The 22,716-nt window shown below is 71.4% G+C and carries 10 protein-coding genes; 8 read left to right on the forward strand and 2 right to left on the reverse strand.

Going from position 1 to position 22,716, the window contains the following annotated elements:
- Positions 1 to 74 precede the first annotated feature (74 nt).
- Positions 75 to 1,022: a methionyl-tRNA formyltransferase gene (locus tag ACFYNL_RS02000; protein WP_388794920.1), complete on the reverse strand. Its 948-nt coding sequence runs from the start codon at positions 1,020 to 1,022 to the stop codon at positions 75 to 77.
- A 262-nt stretch (positions 1,023 to 1,284) separates the two neighbouring features.
- Between ACFYNL_RS02000 and ACFYNL_RS02005 the strand changes: the two genes are divergently transcribed.
- The 8 genes from ACFYNL_RS02005 to ACFYNL_RS02040 all read left to right on the forward strand — a co-directional run bounded on the left by ACFYNL_RS02005 (position 1,285) and on the right by ACFYNL_RS02040 (position 21,494).
- Positions 1,285 to 2,658 carry a lysine N(6)-hydroxylase/L-ornithine N(5)-oxygenase family protein gene (locus ACFYNL_RS02005; RefSeq protein WP_388794923.1) on the forward strand — a complete coding sequence of 458 codons (1,374 nt, stop codon included), beginning with the start codon at positions 1,285 to 1,287 and terminating at the stop codon, positions 2,656 to 2,658.
- Positions 2,659 to 2,758: 100 nt separating this feature from the next.
- A complete protein-coding gene (locus ACFYNL_RS02010; RefSeq protein ID WP_388794926.1) occupies positions 2,759 to 3,820 on the forward strand; it encodes a FecCD family ABC transporter permease in 1,062 nt (353 codons plus the stop codon).
- Positions 3,817 to 4,920: a FecCD family ABC transporter permease gene (locus ACFYNL_RS02015; RefSeq protein ID WP_388794929.1), complete on the forward strand. Its 1,104-nt coding sequence runs from the start codon at positions 3,817 to 3,819 to the stop codon at positions 4,918 to 4,920. Before ACFYNL_RS02010 ends, ACFYNL_RS02015 begins: the two co-directional genes overlap by 4 nt.
- A gap of 38 nt (positions 4,921 to 4,958) precedes the next feature.
- Positions 4,959 to 5,798, forward strand: a complete 840-nt coding sequence (locus tag ACFYNL_RS02020; RefSeq protein ID WP_388794932.1) for an ABC transporter ATP-binding protein — start codon at positions 4,959 to 4,961, stop codon at positions 5,796 to 5,798.
- A 109-nt stretch (positions 5,799 to 5,907) separates the two neighbouring features.
- A complete protein-coding gene (locus tag ACFYNL_RS02025) occupies positions 5,908 to 6,966 on the forward strand; it encodes an iron-siderophore ABC transporter substrate-binding protein (protein ID WP_388794935.1) in 1,059 nt (352 codons plus the stop codon).
- A gap of 46 nt (positions 6,967 to 7,012) precedes the next feature.
- Positions 7,013 to 8,800, forward strand: coding sequence for an ABC transporter ATP-binding protein (locus ACFYNL_RS02030; protein ID WP_388794938.1), 1,788 nt, complete (start codon positions 7,013 to 7,015; stop codon positions 8,798 to 8,800).
- A 54-nt stretch (positions 8,801 to 8,854) separates the two neighbouring features.
- Positions 8,855 to 19,807, forward strand: a complete 10,953-nt coding sequence (locus ACFYNL_RS02035) for an amino acid adenylation domain-containing protein (protein ID WP_388794941.1) — start codon at positions 8,855 to 8,857, stop codon at positions 19,805 to 19,807.
- The gene (locus tag ACFYNL_RS02040) at positions 19,794 to 21,494 is read left to right on the forward strand and encodes an ABC transporter ATP-binding protein (protein ID WP_388794944.1); all 1,701 of its coding nucleotides are present in this window, start codon (positions 19,794 to 19,796) and stop codon (positions 21,492 to 21,494) included. The genes ACFYNL_RS02035 and ACFYNL_RS02040 overlap by 14 nt, the downstream gene beginning before the upstream one ends.
- Here ACFYNL_RS02040 and ACFYNL_RS02045 read toward each other — a convergent pair.
- The gene (locus ACFYNL_RS02045) at positions 21,470 to 22,636 is read right to left on the reverse strand and encodes an alpha/beta hydrolase-fold protein (RefSeq protein ID WP_388794947.1); all 1,167 of its coding nucleotides are present in this window, start codon (positions 22,634 to 22,636) and stop codon (positions 21,470 to 21,472) included. The two genes, ACFYNL_RS02040 and ACFYNL_RS02045, sit on opposite strands and share 25 nt — an antisense overlap.
- Between the last annotated feature and the right edge of the window lie 80 nt (positions 22,637 to 22,716).

A 22,716-nucleotide genomic window follows, 5' to 3' on the forward strand; every position in this document is an offset into this window, starting at 1 on the left:
CGGCGCGGGCAGGCGCGCGAGCTCGGCGTCGTCGTACGGGGCGACCGTGCGCGTGCCCGCTCGCCTGCCCCGGGTCAGGGGTGGGTGGTCAAGTAGCCGCCCATCGACGTGAAGTACTCGGTCGCGGGGAGTTCGCGGCCGTCCTCGGTGCGTACCCGCGTGATGGCGAGGCCGTGGTTGCGGCCCGTGCGGGCGTCGGCGCCGGCGACGATCACCACGCCCTCGCCCTCGCGGTAGAAGATGCGCCCGGGGGTGCCGCCGTACCGTCCCTCGGAGACGACCGCCGCCAGGACGTCGAGGCGCCTGCCCTTGTGGAAGGTGAAGGCGCTGGGGTACGGCTCGGACTGAGCCCGGATCAGGCGCTCCAGGTCCGCGGCGGGCCACGTCCAGTCGATACGGCTGTCCTCGATGGACCGCTTGTGGAAGAAGCTGGCCTCGGAGCGGTCCTGCTTGGTGAACTCGGTCTGCCCGGAGGCGATCAGATCGAGCGCGCCGATGGTGACCGGGGCGATGAGGTCGACGGTCCTGTGGAAGAGGTCGGTCGCCGTGTCCGTCGGTCCGACCCGCACCGATTCCTGGCGCACGATGTCGCCGGCGTCGAGCTCGTCGTTCATCATGTGCGCGGTGACGCCCACTTCGGGCTCCCCGTTGATCAGCGCCCAGATCAGGGGGGAGAATCCGGCGTACTTCGGCAGCAGCGAGTCGTGCACGTTCAGCGTGCCGTGGCGCGGCAGGTCGAAGATGCGCGGCGGAATCCACGTACGCCAGTTGTTGGCGACGATGATGTCGGGGTCCGCCTCCTTGAGGCGCGCGAACAGCTCGTCGTCGTCAGGTCGGTTGCGGATGACGACCGGGACGCCGTTCTCCTCGGCGAGGTCGGCGACCGAGTCGCTCCAGATCTTCTCGTACGCGTGCTCGCTCTTGGGGTGTGTGACGACCAGGACCACGTCGTGCTCGGAGTCCAGGAGGGCTTGCAGGGTGCGATGCCCCCAGGTCTGGTAGCCGAACATGACGACCCGCATGGGGATCCTCCTTGAGGCAGGGATTGGCCGTGATCAGTAAAGCAAGGCTTACCTAAGTGGTCAACGGGTCCTGGTTGCAAGCGTGTTGGGAGCGGAGATCGACGGCGGGTGTCCGCTTTGCCTATGGACAGCCTCACGGGATGAGCTTAGCCTTACCTAAGTTTGGGCCGTGGCTCTTCGGCGTGCCCACCTTCCGTTCCTCCAGATGCTCGACCAACGGCTGCCCGACTCCACAGGGCCGCCGCCGCACGATGGGAGTGACATGGCACAGGCTCGTCCTGGCGAGGCCCCTTTGATCCACGACCTCATTGGTATCGGCTTCGGGCCGTCCAACGTGGCCATGGCGATCGCGCTCAACGAGCACAACGCACGTGTCGGCAGGCAGGAAGCGGTCACCGCTCACTTCTTCGAGCAGCAGCCGCGCTTCGGCTGGCACCGCGGCATGCTCATCGACGACGCGACCATGCAGGTGTCCTTCCTCAAGGACCTGGTGACGCTGCGCAACCCCGCCAGCGAGTACAGCTTCCTGTGCTACCTCAAGAGCAAGGGGCGGCTGATCGACTTCATCAACCACAAGAACCTCTTCCCGCTGCGGGTGGAGTTCCACGACTACTTCGAGTGGGCCGCCGACAAGGTCGACGACATGGTCTCGTACGGCCATGAGGTCGTCGGCGTCATGCCCGTCACGCGCGACGGCGTCGTGGAGTACCTCGACGTCACGGTCCGGTCGGGGGAGGGGCTCGCCGTCCACCGGGCCCGCAACCTGGTCATCGGCACCGGTCTGCGGCCGCTCATGCCGGAGGGTGTCGAGCGCGGCGACCGCCTCTGGCACAACTCCGAACTGCTGGCGCGCGTCGATGAGTTGACGCAGGCGGCACCCTCCCGGTTCGTGGTCGTGGGCGCCGGTCAGAGCGCCGCCGAGAACGTCGCCTACCTCCACCGGCGCTTCCCGCAGGCCGAGATCTGCGCCGTCTTCTCCCGCTACGGCTACAGCCCCGCCGACGACAGCAGCTTCGCCAACCGGATCTTCGACCCCCAGGCCGTCGACGAGTTCTTCGCCGCGCCGGAGAACGTCAAGCGCCGGCTGATGGACTACCACGGCAACACCAACTACTCCGTGGTGGACATCGACCTGATCGACGACCTGTACCGGCAGATGTACCAGGAGAAGGTCCTCGGCACCGAGCGGCTGCGCTTCCTCAACGTCTCCCGGCTGACCGGCGTCAAGGAGACCGCGGACAAGGTGCGGGCCACGGTCACCTCCCTGGTCACCGGCGAGGAGACCCTCCTGGACGCCGACGTCGTGGTCTTCGCCACCGGTTACAGCCCCGCCGATCCCGTCGGACTGCTCGGCGAGGTCGCGGACCGCTGCCTGCGCGACGACGAGGGCCGGGTCCGTGTCGAACGCGACTACCGCATCGCCACGGATCCCGACCTGCGCTGCGGCATCTACCTGCAGGGCGGCACGGAGCACACGCACGGCATCACATCGGCCCTGCTGTCCAACACGGCCATCAGGGTCGGCGAGATCCTGGACTCCCTGCTGGACCGGGGCCTGAAGTCGGCCTCCGACGCGGCCCGTTCGCTCGCGGACGGCAGACCGGTCGCCGACGGAACCGGAACCACCGCACGGTAGTCCGCCCACCCGTTCAGCCGCCCCACCTCGCCACGCCTCGCCCGGCGGATCCCGTCCGGCGGGCGTGGCGGCACTGATCAAAGGGATAACGTACGTCCACATGGGCACGACTGCAGTTGAGCGCCCCGCGTCCAAGGCCGCCGCAACACCGGCCCGTCGGCGGCGAGTTGTGGGTTTGGGCATCCTGGTGGTGGTCCTCGTGAGCGCGGCGGCGGTGTCGTTGGCCGTCGGTGCGCGCGCGCTGAGTCCCGCCGAGGTGTGGCACGGGCTGTTCGCGGCCCCGGAGGCGGATCAACGGCTCACCGAGATCAGGCTCATCGTGCAGACGGTCCGGGTGCCCCGGACGGTGCTGGCGATCGTGGCGGGCATCGCCCTCGGTGTCGGCGGCGCACTGATCCAGGGGTACACGCGCAACCCGATCGCCGACACGGGTCTGCTGGGGGTGAACTCCGGGGCGTCGTTCGCCGTGGTGACGGTGATCGCGGTGTTCGGACTCTCCAACCCGTTCCAGTACATGTGGTTCGCCTTCCTGGGGGCGGGCCTCGCCGGTGTCGTGGTCTTCGGGCTGGCGAGCATCGGCCGGGGCGCCGGCAACCCGTTGACGCTCGCCCTGGCCGGCCAGGGCGTCACGGTGTTCCTCGCGGCGATGACCGTGGCCATCGCGCTGTCGGACCAGAAGTCGCTGAACGCGCTGCGGTTCTGGAACTCGGGCTCGGTGGCCGGTGTCGGATTCGGCGTCATCGGGCCGGTGACCGTGTTCATCGTGGCCGGGCTGGTACTGGCGCTCACCACCCTGCCCGCCGTGAACCTGCTGAACCTCGGTGACGACGTGGCACGGGGGCTCGGCGTGAACATCGCGCTGACCCGGATCGTCGGTATCACCGCCATCACCCTGCTGGCCGGCGCGGCGACGGCGGCGTGCGGCCCCATCGCCTTCCTCGGACTCATGGTGGCCCACGTGGCCCGGTATCTGACCGGTCCGGACTACCGCTGGCTGGTGCCGTACGCCGGTCTGCTCGGCGCCGTCATCCTGCTGGTCTGTGACATCGTGGGCCGCCTTGTGGTGCGGCCGGGCGAGTTGGACGCCGGCGTCCTCGTCGCCCTTCTCGGCGCCCCGTTCTTCGCGGTTCTGGTCTGGCGCGGAAAGTTCAAGAACGCATGAGCGGGGCGGAAGTGAAGCCGAACAAGGCGGACGTGCAGCCGAACGGGGCGGAGGACGGGACGTCGTTGACGCCAGGCGTGCGACTGGGCCGCCTGTCGTTCGTGTGGCGGCCCTGGATCGTCCTGGTCACGCTGCTGCTGGCGGCGGCGACCTTCCTGGTCTTCTGCGTGTCGATCGCCGTCGGGGACTTCCCCATCGGTCTGCCCCAGGTCATCGCCACCCTCCTCGGCCGGGGCGAACAGGTCGACGAGTTCGTGATCATGGATTTGCGGATGCCGCGCGCACTGGCCGGCCTCGTCGTGGGCGTCGCGCTCGGGGTGTCCGGCGCGCTCACGCAGTCCATCGCCCGCAATCCACTGGCCAGTCCGGACATTCTCGGGATCACCAACGGCGCCGGCGCGACCGCGGTGTTCCTCGTGACGGTCTCGGGCGGGGCCTCCGCTGCGGTCGCCGACTCCGTGGGTCTGTCCGCGGCGGCGCTCGTGGGCGGCCTCGGCACGGGTCTGCTGGTCTACTTCCTGGCCTGGCGGCGGGGCGTCGAGGGCCTGCGGCTCATCCTGATCGGCATCTCGGTGAGCGCGGTGATGGAGGCGATCACGACCTGGCTGCTGGCCACGGCCGACATCCGGGACGTGGCGCAGGCCCAGGCATGGCTGGTCGGCTCGCTGGACAACCGGTCCTGGGACGAGGTCCGGGTGGCGCTCTGGGGCGCGCTGGCCCTGCTGGCCGTGGTGACCGCGGTGGCCTTCCAGTTCAAGCCGATGCACCTCGGCGACGACGTCGCCGCCGGCCTGGGCGTCCGTTACTCGGCGGTGCGGGCCGTGCTACTGCTGTGCGCGGTCCTGCTGGCCGGCGTGGCGGTGAGCGCGGCCGGCCCCGTCCCGTTCGTGGCGCTGGTGGCGCCCCAGGTGGCGATGCGGTTGGCACGGTGTCCGACGCCGCCCATGGTGGCGTCCGGTCTGGTGGGCGCGCTGCTGCTGATCGGCGCCGACCTGGTCGCGCGTACGGCACTGCCCGTCAGTCTCCCGGTCGGTGTGGTCACCGCGGCGATCGGCGGCCCCTTCCTCGTCTATCTGCTGGTGCGGGCGAACCGCAGATAGCTGGTCCAGAAGTCGGCAAGCCTGAACAAGGGGGCCTTGTGGTCACTCAGTCCATCACCGGGGTCGAGTCCGCGGTCGGTGACGCCTCACGGCTGGCAGCCAGGGGCGTCACGGTCGGGTACGGCGCTCGCACCGTCATCGACGAACTCGACGTGGCGATACCGCCAGGGGTGATCACCACGATCATCGGCCCCAACGGGTGCGGTAAGTCGACGCTGTTGCGGACGTTGTCGCGGCTGCTCAAGCCGACCAGCGGGACGGTCGTGCTCGACGGCGACGACATCGCCAAGCTGCGCACCAGGGACGTGGCGAAGAAGCTCGGCCTGCTGCCGCAGGCGCCGGTGGCGCCGGAGGGTCTGACAGTGGCCGACCTGGTCGCCAGAGGCCGTCATCCGCACCAGAGTTGGCTGCGGCAGTGGTCCTCGGACGACGCCGACGTCGTCCGGCGCGCGCTGGCCATGACCGGCGTGGCCGACCTCGCCGACCGCGCGGTCGACACGCTCTCCGGCGGGCAGCGCCAGCGCGTGTGGATCTCGATGACCCTGGCCCAGGGCACCGACCTGCTGCTGCTGGACGAGCCGACGACATACCTGGACCTCGCCCATGCGATCGACGTGCTCGACCTGGTGAACGACCTGCACGAGTCGGGCTGCACCGTCGTGATGGTGCTGCACGACCTCAACCTGGCCACCCGCTACAGCGACCACCTCGTCGTGATGCGGGGCGGTTGCGTCCTCGCGCAGGGGCACCCTCGCGACGTGATCACGGCCGAGCTGCTGCACGAGGCGTTCGGACTGCGGGCCAAGGTGATCGACGACCCGGTGGGCGACCGGCCCCTCATCGTGCCCATCGGTCGTACGCACGTTCAACTCGCCTAGTTCGCAATAAAGTTATGAATATTAGGCTAGGCTAACCTTACTGATTGCGGTACGGTTTGGCTGCCCTCAGACGGGGCGCACACAGCGCGAAGAAGCAAGGGGATTCCGGATGCTCCTCCACAGAACGACGCGTACGAAGCCCTGGCGGCGAGTGGCGGCGATGCTGTCCGCCGCGACGCTCGGCGTCGGCCTCCTCGCGGGGTGCGGCTCCGAATCGGACTCGGCGGACAAGGCGAACGACAGCAACAACACCGCCGCGGCCGGCGCCTTCCCGGTCACCGTGGAGCACGCGTTCGGAACCACGAAGGTCGAGAAGGCCCCGCAGCGGGTCGTCTCCGTCGGCTACACCGACGACCAGACCATCCTCGCGTTCGGCATCAAGCCGGTCGGCATGACCGACCAGTACCCGAACCCGGCGGGCCAGAGCCCCGACATCAACACCCAGTGGCCCTGGGTGAAGGACAAGTGGGGCGACAGCAAGCCCGAGGTCATCATGAAGAACGGTGACGCAGGACCCAACTTCGAGAAGATCGCCGCCCTGCGCCCGGACCTGATCGTGGCGGTCTACTCCGAGATCGACCAGACCGCCTACGACAAGCTCTCCAAGATCGCGCCGACGGTGGCCCGCACCAAGGCCGAGAAGGAGCCGTTCAGCGCCCCCTGGCAGGACAACGCCCTGCACATCGCCAAGGCACTCGGCAAGGCCGAGGAGGGCGAGCAGATGGTCAAGGACATCCAGGGCAAGCTCGACGCGGCCAAGAAGGACCACCCGGAGTTCGCCGGCAAGACCGCCGTCGCGCTGTCCTGGTACGAGAACTCGGTGGCCCCGTTCACCTCGACCGACGTGCGCGGACGGCTGCTGTCGGGCATCGGCTTCACGTACCAGACCGAGATCGACAAGGTCGCGGACGGCAGCTTCTACACCAAGCTCTCGCCGGAGCGTGTCGACCTGGTCGACGTCGACCACATCTTCGTCATCAACGACAAGGCGGACACCGAGGCGCTGAAGAAGTTCAAGCTCTTCGCCAACCTGGACGCCGTGAAGAAGGGCAACGTGTCCTACCTGCTCGACAGCGAGGGCCCCGCGGTCGGCGCGGCCATCTCCCAGGGCACGCTGCTGTCCATGCCGTACGCGATCGACGAGCTCGTCAAGTCGGCGGCCGGCTGACGATGACGGTCACCATGTCCTGTCCCCGGCTCGCCAAGGGTGCGGTGTGAGCGCGACCCACACCCGCGTCGCCCCGGCGAACCTGCGCACGGCGACCGGACGCGAGGCCACCCGATGGGTCGCCACGCACTGCCGCGAGGTGCCCTGGCTGACGACCGCCACCGTGCTCACCACGGTGGCGGGAGCAGCGCTCCAGGTGCTTCCCGTGCTGCTGCTGGGCCGGGTCGTCGACGGCGTGGTGGAGGGCGAACCCCGTTCGATCCTGGTCACCATCGGCGTGTTGATGGGCGCCGCAGCGCTGCTCGGCGCGGCGGCCACCGCGGTGTCGACCTACCTGATCGGCCGGCTGGGTGCCGACCTGCTGGCCCGGCTGCGCGAGGGCGCCGTCCGTGCGGTGCTGGGAATGCCGAGCGCACGGATCGAACAGGTCGGCCGCGGCGACGTCCTCTCCCGGGTCGGTGACGACGTCGCCGTCATCTCCAAGGGCATCCGTACGGCCGTGCCCACGGTCTTCTCGGCGGGTGTCCTGGTCGCCATCGCCACGGCCGGCATGTTCGGGCTGGACTGGCGGCTCGGCCTCGCGGGCGCCGGAGCGCTGCCCGCCTACGCGCTGGCGCTGCGCTGGTACCTGCCCCGGTCCGCCCCGCTCTACCAGAAGCAGCGGGTGGCCCAGGCGGACCGCGCGCAGGCGCTGATCAGCGGTCTGAACGGGATCGACACCGTCCGGGCGTACCGTCTGGAGGAGTCCTTCCGTGAGAAGGTCACCCTCGAGTCCTGGCGGGTGCGCGACCTCGGCATCGAGGTGTTCCGGTTCTTCGGCCGGTTCGTCGGCCGGGAGAATCGCGCCGAGTTCATCGGGCTGGTCCTGATCCTGGTGGTCGGGTACGCCCTGCTGGAGGCCGACGCCGCGAGCCTCGGCGAGGTGTCGGCGGCCCCGCTGCTGTTCCACCGGCTGTTCACCCCGCTGGGCCTGATCATGTTCACCTTCGACGAGGCGCAGAAGTCGGGCGCGAGCCTGGCCCGGCTGGTCGGGGTGCTCGGGGAGGACACGGAGCGCCGGCTCGTCGGCGACCCGGCCGTCGCACCGGCCGACGACGCGCCGCACGCGGTCGTCGTGGAGGGGCTGACGTTCCGTTACCCCGGCTCGGACGAGCCGGTGCTGAGGGACGTCGACCTGACCATCCCGGCCGGCGGCTCCCTCGCACTGGTCGGCGCCACCGGGGCGGGCAAGACCACCCTGGCCGCGCTGATCGCGGGCATCGGCACCCCGCAGTCCGGGTCGGTGCGGATCGGGTCGACCGACCTCGCCGGTCTGGACGAGGCCGGGGCGCGGGCGCTGGTGAGCATCCTGACGCAGGAGACGCACGTGTTCTCCGGTCCGCTCGCCGACGATCTGCGGTTGTCCGCGCCGGACGCGACCGACACCGAACTGATGGACGCCCTGCGCACGGTCGGCGCCGACGAGTGGGTCGAGACGCTGCCCGAGGGGCTGAACACGGCCGTCGGTGAGGGCGGTGAACGCCTGGACGTCACCAAGGTCGCCCAGATCGCGCTGGCCCGGCTGGTGCTGGCCCGCTCGCCAGTCGTGGTGCTCGACGAGTCGACCGCCGAGGCCGGCAGCGAGGGCGCCGCCGAGCTGGAACGGGCGGTGCTCGCCGCCTGCGCGGGCCGGACCACCCTGTTCGTGGCCCACCGGCTGACCCAGGCGATGGCGGCCGACCGGATCGCCGTTCTGGACGCGGGCCGTGTCGTCGAGCAGGGGACCCACGAGGAACTGGTGGCCCTGGGCGGCCGGTACGCGCGACTGTGGCAGGCATGGCGCGAAGGTAGTTAGGTAAGCCTAAGTCGGTGCTTGCTTTCGTTTCCCTGAAAGGGTGCTGAGTCTTCGATGATGGAACCGAGTGCTCGTCTCGTACGGCTTTCCCCCGCCCGCCTGGCCGGCGTACGCAGGCGCACCAGCGACTATTCCGACCGGACCATCACCGAAGCATGCGCCATCGGCCTGTCGTACTGGGCGACGGGCCTGGGCTGCGACGGCATCGACCTCGCACCCGGCACCCTGTTCGCCGACGTCCTCGGATGGGTGGACAACGGCGGTGCCGCGCCCGCCGGTTGGGCGGTCGGCGCGGACGGCCTGAGCATCACCGTTCCGGACGGGGTCGAGCCGGCCGATGCCCAGCTCGCGCTGGACGACCTGGCCGACTTCCCGGACCGGCCGCTCGGCACGATCGGTCCGTCCGACATGACCACGAGGCTCCGGGAACTGGCCGAGTGGAACGACACCCACGCCGAGCGGGCCCGCCCGACCATCGTGGAGATGTTCCGCGAGCAGGCACGCACCAGGCCGGACGCCGTCGCCGTCGTCGACGAGCACCGCTCGCTGACCTACCGTCAGACGGCGGAACTCTCCAGTCAGTTGGCGCACCATCTGATCGAACGCGGTCTCACCGCCGAACAGGTCGTCGGCATCTCCCTCGGCCGCTCGGCGGACATGGTGATCGGCCTGCTCGGTGTGCTGCAGGCAGGGTGCGCGTTCGTGCCGCTCGATCCGCAGTGGCCCGCCGCACGCCGGGCCGTCGTCATCGAGGACGCCCGGGTCGTCGTCCAGCTCAACGCCTCGGGCGAGCACACGGCGGGCGAACCGGAAGCGGTGGCCGTCGACCTGGACGACTGGCGCCACGGCTCCCACCCCACGCACGGCACCGGGGTCACCGTCCACGGCGACGCCCTCGCCTACGTCATCTTCACGTCCGGCTCGACCGGACGGCCCAAGGGCGCCATGATCCGGCACGAGGCGATCAGCGAGCGCCTGCTGTGGCAGGTGCACGAGATCCTGGGCTTCGGCCACGACGACGCCTCGCTGTTCAAGGCGCCCCTGTCCTTCGACATCTCCATCAACGAGATATTCCTGCCGCTGGTGTCCGGCGCCCGACTGGTGGTGCTGCGGCCCGGCGGTGAACGCGACCCCCACCACCTGCTCAGCGTGATCGCCGAGCAGCGCGTCACCTTCACCTACCTGGTGTCGTCCATGCTGGACGTGCTGCTGGAGATCGCCGGCGACTCGGACCGCCTGGACAGCCTGCGGCACGTGTGGTGCGGCGGCGAGGTACTGACCCCGGAGCTGTACGAGAGGTTCCGCACCAAGCTCGACATCCCCATGTACCACGGATACGGCCCGGCCGAGACGACGATCGGCGTCTCCCACGTCATCTACCGGGGCGCCGCCGAACGCCTGTCGACGTCGATCGGCAAGGCCAACCCCAACACCCAGCTGTACGTCCTGGACGACGAACTGCGCCCCGTCCCGGTCGGGGTCGGCGGCGAACTCTACGTGGGCGGCTTCCTCCTGGGCCGCGGCTACGTCAACGCGCCCGGTCTGACGGCCTCCCGCTTCGTCGCCAACCCCTTCGCCGACGACGGCTCCCGGCTGTACCGCACCGGTGACCTCGCCCGGTTCGCCCCGGACGGCTCGCTGGACTTCCTCGGCCGCGCCGACAACCAGATCAAGATCCGTGGCATGCGCCTGGAGATCGAGGACGTCGAGGTCGGACTCGCCGAGCACCCCGGAGTCCGGCACACCTGCGTCGTCGCCAAGAAGAACACGGCCGGCGGCACCTACCTCGTCGGGTACGTCATCCCGGCGGCCGGGAACGAGGACCTGCGGGCGGACCAGGTCAGGGCGTGGGCCGCCGAGCACATGGTGGAGTACATGGTGCCCGCCCACATCGTCGTGATGACGCGGTTCCCGCTCACCGCCAACGGCAAGCTCGACCGCAACGCACTGCCCGAGCCCACGGTCGCGACGGGCACGCTCGCGCAGCCCACCACCGACGCCGAACGCGCGGTGTGCGCGGCGGTCGCCTCGGTGCTGCGGCTCGAAGAAGTCGGCGTCGACCAGGACTTCTTCCAGCTCGGCGGCGACAGCATCCTCGCCATCTCCCTGCTGAGCGCGCTGCGCGACGCCGGGCTGTACGTCACCGCACGGCAGATCTTCACCCACAGCACCGTCGGGGCGCTGGCGGCCGTCGCGAGCCGTGAGGACGTCACCACCGCGGACCATCGCGACGTCGCCACCGGTGCCGTCGTGGGCTCCCCCATCGTGCAGTGGCTGGGCGAGACCACCGACGCGATCGACGGCTTCGTGCAGTCGGTCGTCCTGAACACCCCGCCGGAACTGACCGCCACCGCGCTCGACGCGATCCTCACCGCCGTGGTCCGCCATCACGACATGCTGCGCGCCAGGCTGGTGCGCGGTGAGCACTGGAGCTTCGACATCCCGCAGGCGGAGGGCGCCGTCCTCGGATGGCAGGAGAGCGACCGGCCGCTGGACGCGTGCGTGGCCCTCGCCACCGAGGGGCTGGACCCGGACCGCGGAGTGATGCTGCGCGCGGTCTGGCGCCGCGAGGCACGGCAGTTGGTCCTGGTCGCCCACCACGTGGTGATCGACGGGGTGTCCTGGCGGGTCCTCATGGAGGACCTGGCCACCGCGTGGCGTCAGTTCAGCGCCGGCACGCCGATCGAGCTGCCCCCGGTGGGCACCTCGTTCCGGCGCTGGACGCAGCTGCTGGAGCGCGCCGCGTTCGACGCCGACAGCTCCTACTACCGCAGGCCCCTGCCGGGGGACGACCAGCCGGTGGGCCGACGCGCCCTGTCCGAGTCCGACACCGTCGCCACCGAGCGGCTGCGTACCGTCTCGGTCGGCCCCGAGGTCACCGCCGCGCTGCTCGGCGTGATCCCCGCGAAGTTCCACGCGGGCGTCAACGACGTGCTGCTGACCGGTCTCGCCGTCGCCCTCGCCCGGTGGCGCCGCGATCTCGGGCAGGACCAGACGTTCGCGCACATCGAGCTGGAGGGCCACGGCCGCGAAGCCCAGTTCGTGGCGGCCTCCGCCGGCTTCGAACCCCGCCTGGCCAGAACCGTCGGCTGGTTCACCACCCTGTTCCCGGTGACCGTGGACCCGGGCGCCGCCGCCGACCTCACCGCACCCGAGTACCTGACCGCCGCGCTCAAGGCGGTCAAGGAGGACCTCGCCCGGGTACCGGACAACGGCGTGTCCTACGGGGCCCTGCGCCATCTGACGCACACCGAGTTCGACGCGCCGGCCCCCCAGGTGCTGTTCAACTACCTCGGCCGCTTCGACGCCGGTTCCAGCGAGGACTGGCAACTGGCCAGCACGACAGGCCAGCTGGGTGAGCGACGCGACCCGCGGATGCGCCTGCCGCGCGCCCTGGAGTTCAACGCGATCGCCGAACCCGCCGCGAGCGGCGCGTACGAGCTGGTCACCACCATCTCCTGGCCCGACGGCATGTTCACCGACGAGGACATCACCACCCTCGGCGGCTACTTCCGTACCGCCCTGGCCCAACTGGCCGCCCTCGACCCCCGGGGTGGCCACACCCCCAGCGACTTCGCCCTCGTACCGCTCACCCAGGCGGACGTCGACGCCCTGGACGGCCCGGCGCTGCGGGACATCCTGCCGCTGACCCCGTTGCAGGAGGGCCTGTACTTCCACTCCGTCTTCGACGACGACTCCGCCGGCGCCTACGTCGAACAGCAACTGCTCACCCTGGACGGCGAGGTGGACGCCGACCGGCTCGCGGCGGCGGCCACCCGGCTGCTCGCCCTCTTCCCCAACCTCGCCGCCCGGTTCGTGGCCCTCGCCGACGGCCGTGTGGTCTCCGTACTGGAGAACGGCGTCGAGGCGCCCTTCACCGCGGTGGACCGCCCCGGCATCACCGACGACGAGATACGCGCGTACGCCGAGCAGGACCGCCGTACCGGATTCGACCTGGCGACCGGCCCGCTGATGCGCTACACCCTGATCCGCCGCGGCCCGGGCCGGGGCGCCGTCCTCGTGCAGACCGTCCACCACATCATCGCCGACGGCTGGTCGGTGCCGCCCATGCTCCGGGCCCTGCTGGCCGAGTACCACGCGCCGGGGACCGTGTACCCGGTCGGCGGCTTCTCCGACTACGTCACCTGGCTCGCCGGACGCGACGACGAGGAGAGCGACCGGGTCTGGCGTGCCGAACTGGCCGAGTTGCCCGGCCCCTCCCTGGTCGCCGAGGGGCACACCCCGTCCGACCGGTTCGCCGACACCGCGGTCGACCCGGGCGCCGACACCGACCTCGACATCGACGCGGCCGCCCGCACGGCCGGAGTACCGCTGAGCGTGGCCGTGCACAGCGCCTGGGCGGTGACCCTGGGCGGCATCCTGCACGGCACGGACGTGGTCTTCGGCTCCACGGTCTCCGGGCGCGACGCCGACGTGCCCGGCATCGAGGACATGGTGGGCCTGTTCATCAACACCATCCCCGTGCGCGCACGTTGGACCCGTGGCACCACCGCCCGGGAACTGCTCGCCTCGGTGCGCGCACACCAGAGCGCGGTGCTGGCACACCAACACGTCTCACTGGCGAGGATCGGCCGCCAGGCCGACGCCGGCTCCCTGTTCGACACCCTGGTGGTGTTCGACGTCGCCACCGACGTCGAGGGCCTGCGGCGGCCCGGTGACACGCTGGTCATCAGCGGCCTGGTCAACGAGGGCGCTCCGCACTACCCGCTGACCCTGGTGGTGGAGCGCGCGCTCGACGGCCGCCCGCGGTTCAACCTGATCTACGACGGAGAGCTGCTGCGGGAGACGAGCGCGCGGGCCGTCCTGCACACGTTCACCTCGGTTCTCACCGCCCTGCTCACCCGGCCCGACGCCCCGGTCGACGAACTGGCCGCCGCGGGCGACCGACGCCCCGAGCGGATCACCCCGACGACCCTGAGCGCGCTCTTCGACGCCGCCGCGCGTCGCGACCCGGCCGCCACCGCCGTCACGCAGTGCGCTCTGGACGGCGCCACCCGGTCCCTGACCTACGGCGAACTCGCCTCGGCGAAGACCGAGTTGGCGTCGAGCCTGCGCGCGGCGGGGGTCGGGCCCGGCAAGCGGGTCGCCGTCGCCGTGCCGCGTTCCCCGGAACAGGTCGTCGCCCTGGTCGCCGTCGTCAGCGCGGGCGGCGCGTACGTACCGCTGGACCTCGCGTACCCGGACGAACGCCTGGAGTACATCCTCGCCGACGCGGCCCCGCAGGTCGTTCTCGTGGACCGCGAGCAACGCGACCGCTTCACGGAGCTGCTGGAGCGGGCGGACGTGCAGGCCCGGGTGCTCGTGCAGGGGGAGGAGCCGCCGGCCGCCCCCGGCGCCGAGCCGGCCCCCGAGGCCGGCTGGCACACCCCCGCCTACGTGATCTACACGTCCGGGTCGACCGGCCGGCCCAAGGGCGTCGTCGTCCCGCACTCCAGCGTGGTGACCCTGCTGGCCAACACCCGGCCGGACATGGAGTTCGGCCCGCACGACGTCTGGGTCCAGTTCCACTCGTTCTCCTTCGACTTCGCCGTGTGGGAGATGTGGGGCGCGCTGGCGCACGGTGCGGAGCTGCTGGTGCCGGAGTACGGGCTGACCCGATCCCCGGTCGACTTCCACCGGCTGGTCCGTGAGCGCGGGGTGACCGTGCTCAACCAGACCCCGTCGGCCTTCTACCAGTTCGCCGAGGCGGACCGGCTCGCCGACGTGCCGCTGCCCGCCCTGCGCCGGATCGTCTTCGGCGGCGAGGCGCTGGACCTGGGCCGGCTGCGCGACTGGGTCGAGCGACACGGCACCGGCTCGCCGGAGCTGGTCAACATGTACGGCATCACCGAGACCACCGTCCACGTCACCCACCGGGTGCTGACCGACGACGACTTCTCCTTCGGCGACGACGTCAGCCCGATCGGCGGTCCGATCCCCGGCCTCGTCACCCACCTCCTCGACGACCGGCTGCGGCCGGTGCCGCCGGGCCGGGTGGGCGCCATCTACGTGGCCGGAGACCAGGTGTCGCTCGGCTACCTGGGCAGGGCAGGACTCACCGCGAGCCGGTTCGTCGCGAACCCCTTCACGGGTGACGGCTCCCGCATGTACCACACGGGCGACCTCGCCCGCCGTACGCTCGACGGCGAGCTGGAGTTCGTCGGCCGCGCGGACGACCAGGTCCAACTCAAGGGCTTCCGCATCGAGTCCGGCGAGGTGGAGTCGGCGATCAGAGACCTCGACGGAGTGGTCGACGCCGCCGTGACGGTGGCCGCCGACGGCGATCACCTGGTCGCGCATGTCGTGGGCCGGGTACCCGCCGACCTCACCGCGCTGCTGTCGGCGAAGCTGCCCGCGCACATGGTCCCGGGCCGGGTCCTGCCCGTCGACGCGCTGCCCCTGACGGTCAACGGCAAACTGGACCGCAAGGCCCTGGCCGAGCGGGCCGCGCGGGACGACACGCCCGTGGGCGAACCCGGCGTCGCCGGGAACGGCACGGATGCCGCCGTGCGCGACTCGGCGCTGGGGGCACTCGTCGGCATCTTCGCCGAGACACTGCCCGGCACCCAAGTGGACGGTGACACCGACTTCTTCCGGGCAGGCGGCGACAGCATCGTCGCCATCACGGTGGTCAACCGGGCACGGGCGCGGGGTCTGACGATCGCTCCCCGGGACGTGTTCCTGCTGCGGACCCCGCACGCACTCGCCGAGCACGTGGCGACGCGTACCCCACGAGCCCCGGTGCCGGCCGGCCGCCACGAGGACGGACCGATCACGCCGACGCCGATCATCCTGCGCCAGCGCGAACTGGGCGGCTCACTCACCCGGTTCGCCCAGGCAAGGACGCTGGTGGCACCGCAGGGCACCGGCTTCGCCGACGCCGAACGCGCCGCGAACGCCGTCGTGGCCGCCCACCCGGCCCTGCGGCTGCGGCTGCGCGTCGAGCACGGTGTGTGGGCGCTCGGCACCGAACCCGCCCGGGAGATCACCGTCGTACGGCCGGACCCGGCCACCGACGCCACGGCCGCCGCGAACGAGGCCGCCGGACGGCTCGACCCCGAGTCCGGGGACGTCGTCGCCTTCGCCTGGCTGGAGGCGAGCCGCACCCTGGTGGTCACCGTGCACCACCTCGCCGTCGACTCGGTCTCCTGGCTGATCCTGCTGGACGACCTGGCCGCCGCCCTGCGCGGGGAGCCCCTCGCCCCACCGACCACGTCGTACGCCGAATACGCCGAAGCCCTGGCCCTTGAGTCCGGCCACGCGGTCGACGACCTAGGACGGTGGATCAGCACGCTCCAGGCGCCCCCGCTGCTCCCCGCCGTCGAGGGGTCGCGCCACGCCACCGTCGTCCTCCCGCCCGAGGCGACCGACCGCGTGACCCGCACCGCCCCCGCCGCGCTCGGCGTCGGCCTCACGGAACTGCTGTGCGGCGCCCTGCGCACCGCACTCACCCGGATCCAGCCCGCACCCACCGACCTCGCGATCGAACTGGAACGGCACGGCCGCGTCCCGGCACGGGCGCACCACGACTACACCCGTACCGTCGGCTGGTTCACCTCCATCGCGCCCGTACGGCTCACCGCCCACACCGACCCCGTCGCGGCGGCCCGCGAGGTCGCCGAACGCCAGCCGGACGAGGACGCGCACGTCGCCTACGGCCGGCTCAGGTACCTCAATCCGCAGACGGCCCCGCTGCTCACCGCCCGCCCGCAGGTGCTGTTCAACTACCTCGGCCGCGGCAGCGAGGCACAGGCGGTGCGCATCACCGGCGGCGACCAGGGCAGCCCGTACGCCGTCGAGGTCAACGCCTGGCTCGACGAGGCCACCGGCAGCCTGTGCGCGCAGTTCACGCTCGCCGACGGCGTCCCGGACGCGCTCACCGAGCACTGGCGCGGCGCGCTGGAAGGCATCGCGGACGCCTGCGCCCTGGCCGAACGCACGGCACCGGTCACCCCGCTCCAGCGGGGCCTGTTCTTCCAGGCCCAGATGGCCGGTTCGGCCGGACACTACGTCGCGCAGAGCTGGTTCACCTTCGACCGGCGTCTGGACACCGACGCCCTCGCCGACGCGATGGCGTACGTGATCGCGCGGCACCCGGTGGTGGGGGCCGGCTTCGGCACCGACGCCGACGGCAACCCCGTTCAGGTCCTCAGGGCCGGGCGACGGGTCGACGTCCGTACGACCGAGCTGTCGACGGACGCCGAGGTGGACGCCCTGCGCGCGCGGGACCGCGACACGGGGTTCGACCCCGGTGAACCGCCGCTGATCCGACTGACGGTGGTACGTCTGCCCGGCGACCGCGACGGTCTGCTGCTCAGCTACCACCTGCTGCTGTGGGACGGCTGGTCCCGCGAGATCGTGCTGCGTGACCTGTTCGACGCCTACCGGGCGCGCCTTTCGGGCGAACCCCTCGACCCCGTCCCGGTCACGCCGAGCTTCGAGGACCACGCCCGGGCGCTCGCGGCCAAGGACCCCGCCGTATCGGAACGCTTCTGGGCGGAGCACCTGGCCGGACTCACCGGCCCCACCCTGCTCGCCGGTCCGGCGCCGGTTCTGTCCGACGACCTTCCACGCGCCCTCGTGCACACACTGTCCGCGGAGCGGTCGGAGCTGCTCAGGGCCGCGGCAAGGGCCCACGGCGTCACGCTGAACTCCGTCCTGACCGGCGCCTTCGGCCTCCTCCTGGGCGCCCGCACGGGCCGCGGCGACGCGGTGTTCGGCGTGACCGTCTCCGGCCGGGACGGCGAAGGGCTGTCCGACCTCGTCGGCGTGCTCCTCAACACGGTGCCGATGTGGACGCGGGCCCGGCCGGACGACACCGTCCGCGACTACCTGTCGGCCGTGCAGTCGGCCCGGGTCGACGCCATGGAGCACGAGCACCTGGGGCTGGGCGAGATCCAGCGGGCCAGCGGACACGACACCCTGTTCGACAACCTCTTCGTGCTCCAGAACTTCCTGGACCTGGACGCGTTCGCCGAGATGAACGCCCGGCACGGCATCACCTCGGTGAAGGCCGACGACTCCACGCACTATCCGTTCACCTGGGTCGTCACCCCCGGCGAACGGCTCACCGTCAAGCTGGAGTACCGGGACGAGGACACGGCGGGCGCCCGCCGCCTCCTCGACGACTACCTGCGCGTCCTGGAGGACCTCGCCCGGGCGACCGGTCCGGTCGGCGCGCTGCCGGGCCTGGGGCCGGTGCCCGCGCGGGGCGAGCGCACGGACATCGGGACGGACACCGTCGTCGACCGCTTCGACCGGGCGGCGGATGGCGCCCCCGAGCGGGTCGCTCTCGTCGCCGACGGATCCACCATGACCTTCGCGGCGCTCCGGGACCGCAGCCGAGCTGTGGCGGGCGTGCTCGCCCGGCGTGGCATCGGGCCGGAGACGACCGTGGGTCTCGCCGTCCCGCGCTCGCTCGACTCGATCGTGGCGCTGTTCGCGGTGCTGCGGGTCGGTGCCGCGTACGTGCCGCTGGAGCTGGACCACCCGGACGAGCGGATCGCCGCGATCGTCGAGGACTCCCGTCCGGACGTGATCCTCACCGTGAGCGCCGTGTCGCCCCGGCTCACCGCCCTGCCCGGTGACCTGATCGAGCTGGACCGCCCGCTGCCCGAGGCCGAACCGTTCGTGACGTTCACGCCGGACGACCCGGACCGGCTGCGGCACCCCGCCTACACCATCTACACCTCCGGGTCCACCGGGAAGCCCAAGGGCGTGGTGACCGAGTACGCCGGGCTCACCAACATGCTGGTCAACCATCAGCGCCGGATCTTCGAACCGGTGCTGGCGGAGCACGGTCACCGGATCTTCCGCATCGCGCACACCGTGTCCTTCGCCTTCGACATGTCGTGGGAGGAGCTGCTGTGGCTCGCCGACGGGCACGAAGTGCACATCTGTGACGAGGAGTTGCGCCGTGACGCGCCCCGCCTCGTGGAGTACTGCCTGGAGCACGGGATCGACGTCGTCAACGTGACCCCGACCTACGCGCAGCAACTGGTGGCCGAGGGCCTGCTGGACGACCCGGAGCGCCGGCCCCCGCTGGTGCTGCTGGGCGGCGAGGCCGTCACCCCGACGCTGTGGCAGCGGCTCGCCAAGACCGAGGGAACGGTCGGCTACAACCTGTACGGGCCCACCGAGTACACCATCAACACCCTCGGTGTCGGCACCTTCGAGTGCGAGGACCCGGTGGTGGGCGTCGCGATCGACAACACGGACGTGTACGTGCTGGACCCGTGGCTGCGGCCGCTGCCGGACGGTGTTCCCGGCGAGCTGTACGTGTCGGGCATCGGTATCGCACGCGGCTATCTCGGGCAGCCCGCCCAGACCGCGCACCGGTTCGTGGCCTGCCCGTTCGGCGAGCCCGGTGAACGCATGTACCGCACGGGCGACCTGGTGGTCCGACGACCCGACGGCAACCTTATGTACCTGGGCCGCACCGACCAGCAGGTCAAGATCCGGGGCCACCGGGTCGAACTCGGCGAGGTCGAGGCCGCGTTCGCGGCCCACCCGGCGGTGCGGTTCGCCGCCGCGGTCGCCCAGCCCGACCCGCAGGTCGACGGGGCGTACCGGCTCGCCGCCTACCTGGTGCTGGACGGCGCCGACCTCACGGCGGTCGCCGCCGAAGTGGGCGGCGCACTACCGGACTTCCTGCGCCCGACGCACTACGCCCAGGTCGACGGCATCCCGCTGACGGTGAACGGGAAGGCCGACACCAAGGCGCTGCCGGAGGCCAAGCCGCTGGGCGCGCTGACCACGGTCGGGGAGCGGGGCCCGCGGACGGAGACCGAGACCGTGGTGTGCGAGTTCTTCGCCGAAGCACTGGACCTGGACGACGACGAGGTGAGCGCGGTGAGCGACTTCGTGTCCCTCGGCGGACACTCCATGCTGGCGGTGCGGCTGATCGGGCTGCTCCGCCGCGAGTACGGTCCCGTGATCAGCATTCGAGACCTGTTCACCCTGCGCACCCCGGAAGCGATTGCACGCCACCTCGATGACAACGCCTGACACGCAGCGGCCCCGCACGGGGTCCGACATCCTCCGTACCGCTCTGCGCCGCAACGTGGGCGCCATGGCCGGCGGCACCTTCCTCATGGGCCTGTACCAGGCGGGGGAGACCGCCTTCCCGATCGCCCTCGGCCTGATCGTCGAGCACACGATGCGGGACCGCAGCCCCGGCGCCCTCGGCCTGTCCGTCGCCGCCCTGGCCGTGATCATCACGACGGTGTCACTGTCGTGGCGTTTCGGGATGCGCATCCTTCAGAAGGCCAACACGACCGAGGCACACCGCTGGCGGGTGCGGGTCGCGGCCTGCGGCCTGCAGCCCGTGGCCCGGGACGTCGACCTGAAGTCCGGCGAGGTGCTGACCATCGCCACCGAGGACGCCGACCAGACGGCCGACATCATCGAGGTGGTGCCGCTGCTGGTCAGCTCGCTCGTCGCGGTGCTGGTCGCGGCGATCGCGCTGGGCATGGCCGACCTCCGGCTCGGGCTGCTGGTGATTGTGGGGACCGTCGCGATCCTGTCGATCCTGAGCGTGATGTCCAAGCGCATCGGAGCCAGTACGCAGGAACAGCAGGCCCGGGTGGCGCGGGCGGGCGCCAAGGTCGCCGACCTGATCATCGGCCTGCGCCCGCTGCACGGCTTCGGCGGCAACCACGCGGCCTTCCGGTCCTACCGGGCGGTCAGCACGGAGGCGAAGCACCAGGCGGTCACCGTGGCCAAGGTGAACGGCGTGTACGCGGGCACGGCGCTCGCCCTCAACGCCGTCCTCGCCGCGGCGGTGACCCTGACGGCGGGCGTGCTGGCGTTCGACGGCCGGATCAGCATCGGGGAACTCGTCATGGCCGTGGGGCTGGCGCAGTTCATCATCGAGCCGCTGAAGATGTTCTCGGAGATGCCCAAGTACGTGATGATCGCGCGCGCTTCGGCCGAGCGCATGGCGTTGGTGCTGTCCGCGCCGCTGGTGATGACACCGGGCGCCGAACGCCCGGCCGCGGGCGGGGACCTGGAGGTCGACGGCGTCAGCCACGGAAGCCTGCGCAAGCTGACACTGCGCGTGTCCGCCGGGGAGTTCGTGGCGATCGCCGCCTACCAGCCGCGCGCGGCGGCCGACCTCGCGGCGCTCCTGGCCGTGCACGTCCCGCCCGGCGCGTACGAGGGAGAGGTGCGGGTCGGCGGGCGTGCGCTCGCCGACCTGTCGATCGAAGCGGTCCGTGCGCATCTGCTGGTCAACCCGTACGACGGGGAGATCTTCGCGGGCACCCTGCGCTCGAACATCGACCCCTCGGGCACCAGCCGGACGGTGGCCGAGGCCGTAGAGGCGTCCATGCTGACCGACGTCGTCGCCCTGCACCGCGAGGGACTCGACTACGCCGTCCGCGACCGCGGCGCGAACCTCTCGGGCGGACAGCGTCAACGCCTGTCCCTGGCACGCGCGTTGGCCGCCGACACCGACGTCCTGGTCCTTCACGATCCGACGACGGCCGTCGACGCGGTCACCGAGCAGCTCATCGCGCGCAACGTCGCCAAGCTGCGCCGGGGCCGCACCACGCTGGTGATCACCAGCAGCCCGGCCCTGCTGGACGCCGCCGACCGGGTCCTCGTCCTGAACGACGGCGTCATCACCGCCGAGGACACGCACCGCAACCTGCTCGCGGGCGACGAGGACTACTGCCTGGCGGTGGCGCGCTGACCCCGCGAGGCGCTTGCGGGGTCCTGTCCGGGCCGGTCCGCAACCGGCTGTCCGAGGGCCCAGGCGACGTCCCTGAGCAGCGCCTGCCGCCAGCCCGCCCGGTCGTGGCCGGACGCCGAGCGCGACACCCGTACGGTCGCACCGGCCTGCTCGGTCAGGGTCTCGGTCAGCTCGCAGTGGGGCAGCATCCGCCTCTCGTGCTCCCCGACGTCGAACGCGACCCGCAGACCGGCCAGGTCGGGCCCCTGCCGCAGCCGTGCCGCCAGGGCGCCGCCCACCGGCCCGCCCAGCGGATCCGGCTGCCCGAGGGCGTCGGGCGTCCACCAGAACGACCCCGACTGGCAGGCGACCCGGGACACCAGCTCCGGGAATTCCAGGGCCGCGTACACGGCACTCAGCCCACCGAGGCTCTGACCGGCGACCACCAGCCGGTCCGGGTCGGCCCGGACACCGGATTCCGCGACCAGCGGCAGCAGTTCGTCGCGGACCGCCTCCCACAGCTCGGGCCGGCAGGCGAACTCGGCCTCCCTGTCCCGGGCCGGCAGGAAGACGAGCGTGACGGCGGGCATCTCGCCCGCGGCGACGGCCGAGTCGAAGGCGGTCATGGCCGGGTGGAGATACAGCCAGTCGTCCCCGTCGAGCAGCAGGACCACCGGTCCGCCGCCGCCCGCCGGATGGACGCGCACGGTGCGCCGCCCACCGAGCCGTGCGCTGGCCCAGCGGATCCGGGTGCGGGGGACGGGCAGCACGTCGTCCGCACCGACCAGCGGCCAGTGCGGCTGCTCCGGGGCGTCGGGGGTCGCGGCGATGGACCGGTCGCCGCCGGCGCCGGCCGGGTTGAACGGGTCGGCGTACGCCGCGCCGTCCACGACGAGCTGGTAGGTCACCCGCAGCCGCGCGGGCATGGGCACCTGCGCGTACCAGCAGTCCGTGTCGCCGTACCGGCGCAGGGGTACCGGCTCCGACCAGCTCTCGAAGTCGATGCTCGCCGCGGAGCCGCGCCACAGGAAGAGGGTCAGCCAGCCGCCGTCGTCGGTCGGCACCGACGCGGGTGTCCTCGCCGCGGCCCAGAACTCGGCGGTGCCCGGTGCGCCGGGCAGGCCGAACGCGTCGAAGGAGATCTCCGTATCGGCCAGGCGCATGAACATCTCCTTGTGAGGAAAAGCGGCACGGACTAAGCTCCCGGAATTAGGCAAGGCTAACCTAATTCACGTCTGTCTTC

Origin of the sequence: Streptomyces sp. NPDC007808, from assembly GCF_042868655.1 — a bacterium.
Taxonomy (GTDB): Bacteria; Actinomycetota; Actinomycetes; order Streptomycetales; family Streptomycetaceae; genus Streptomyces.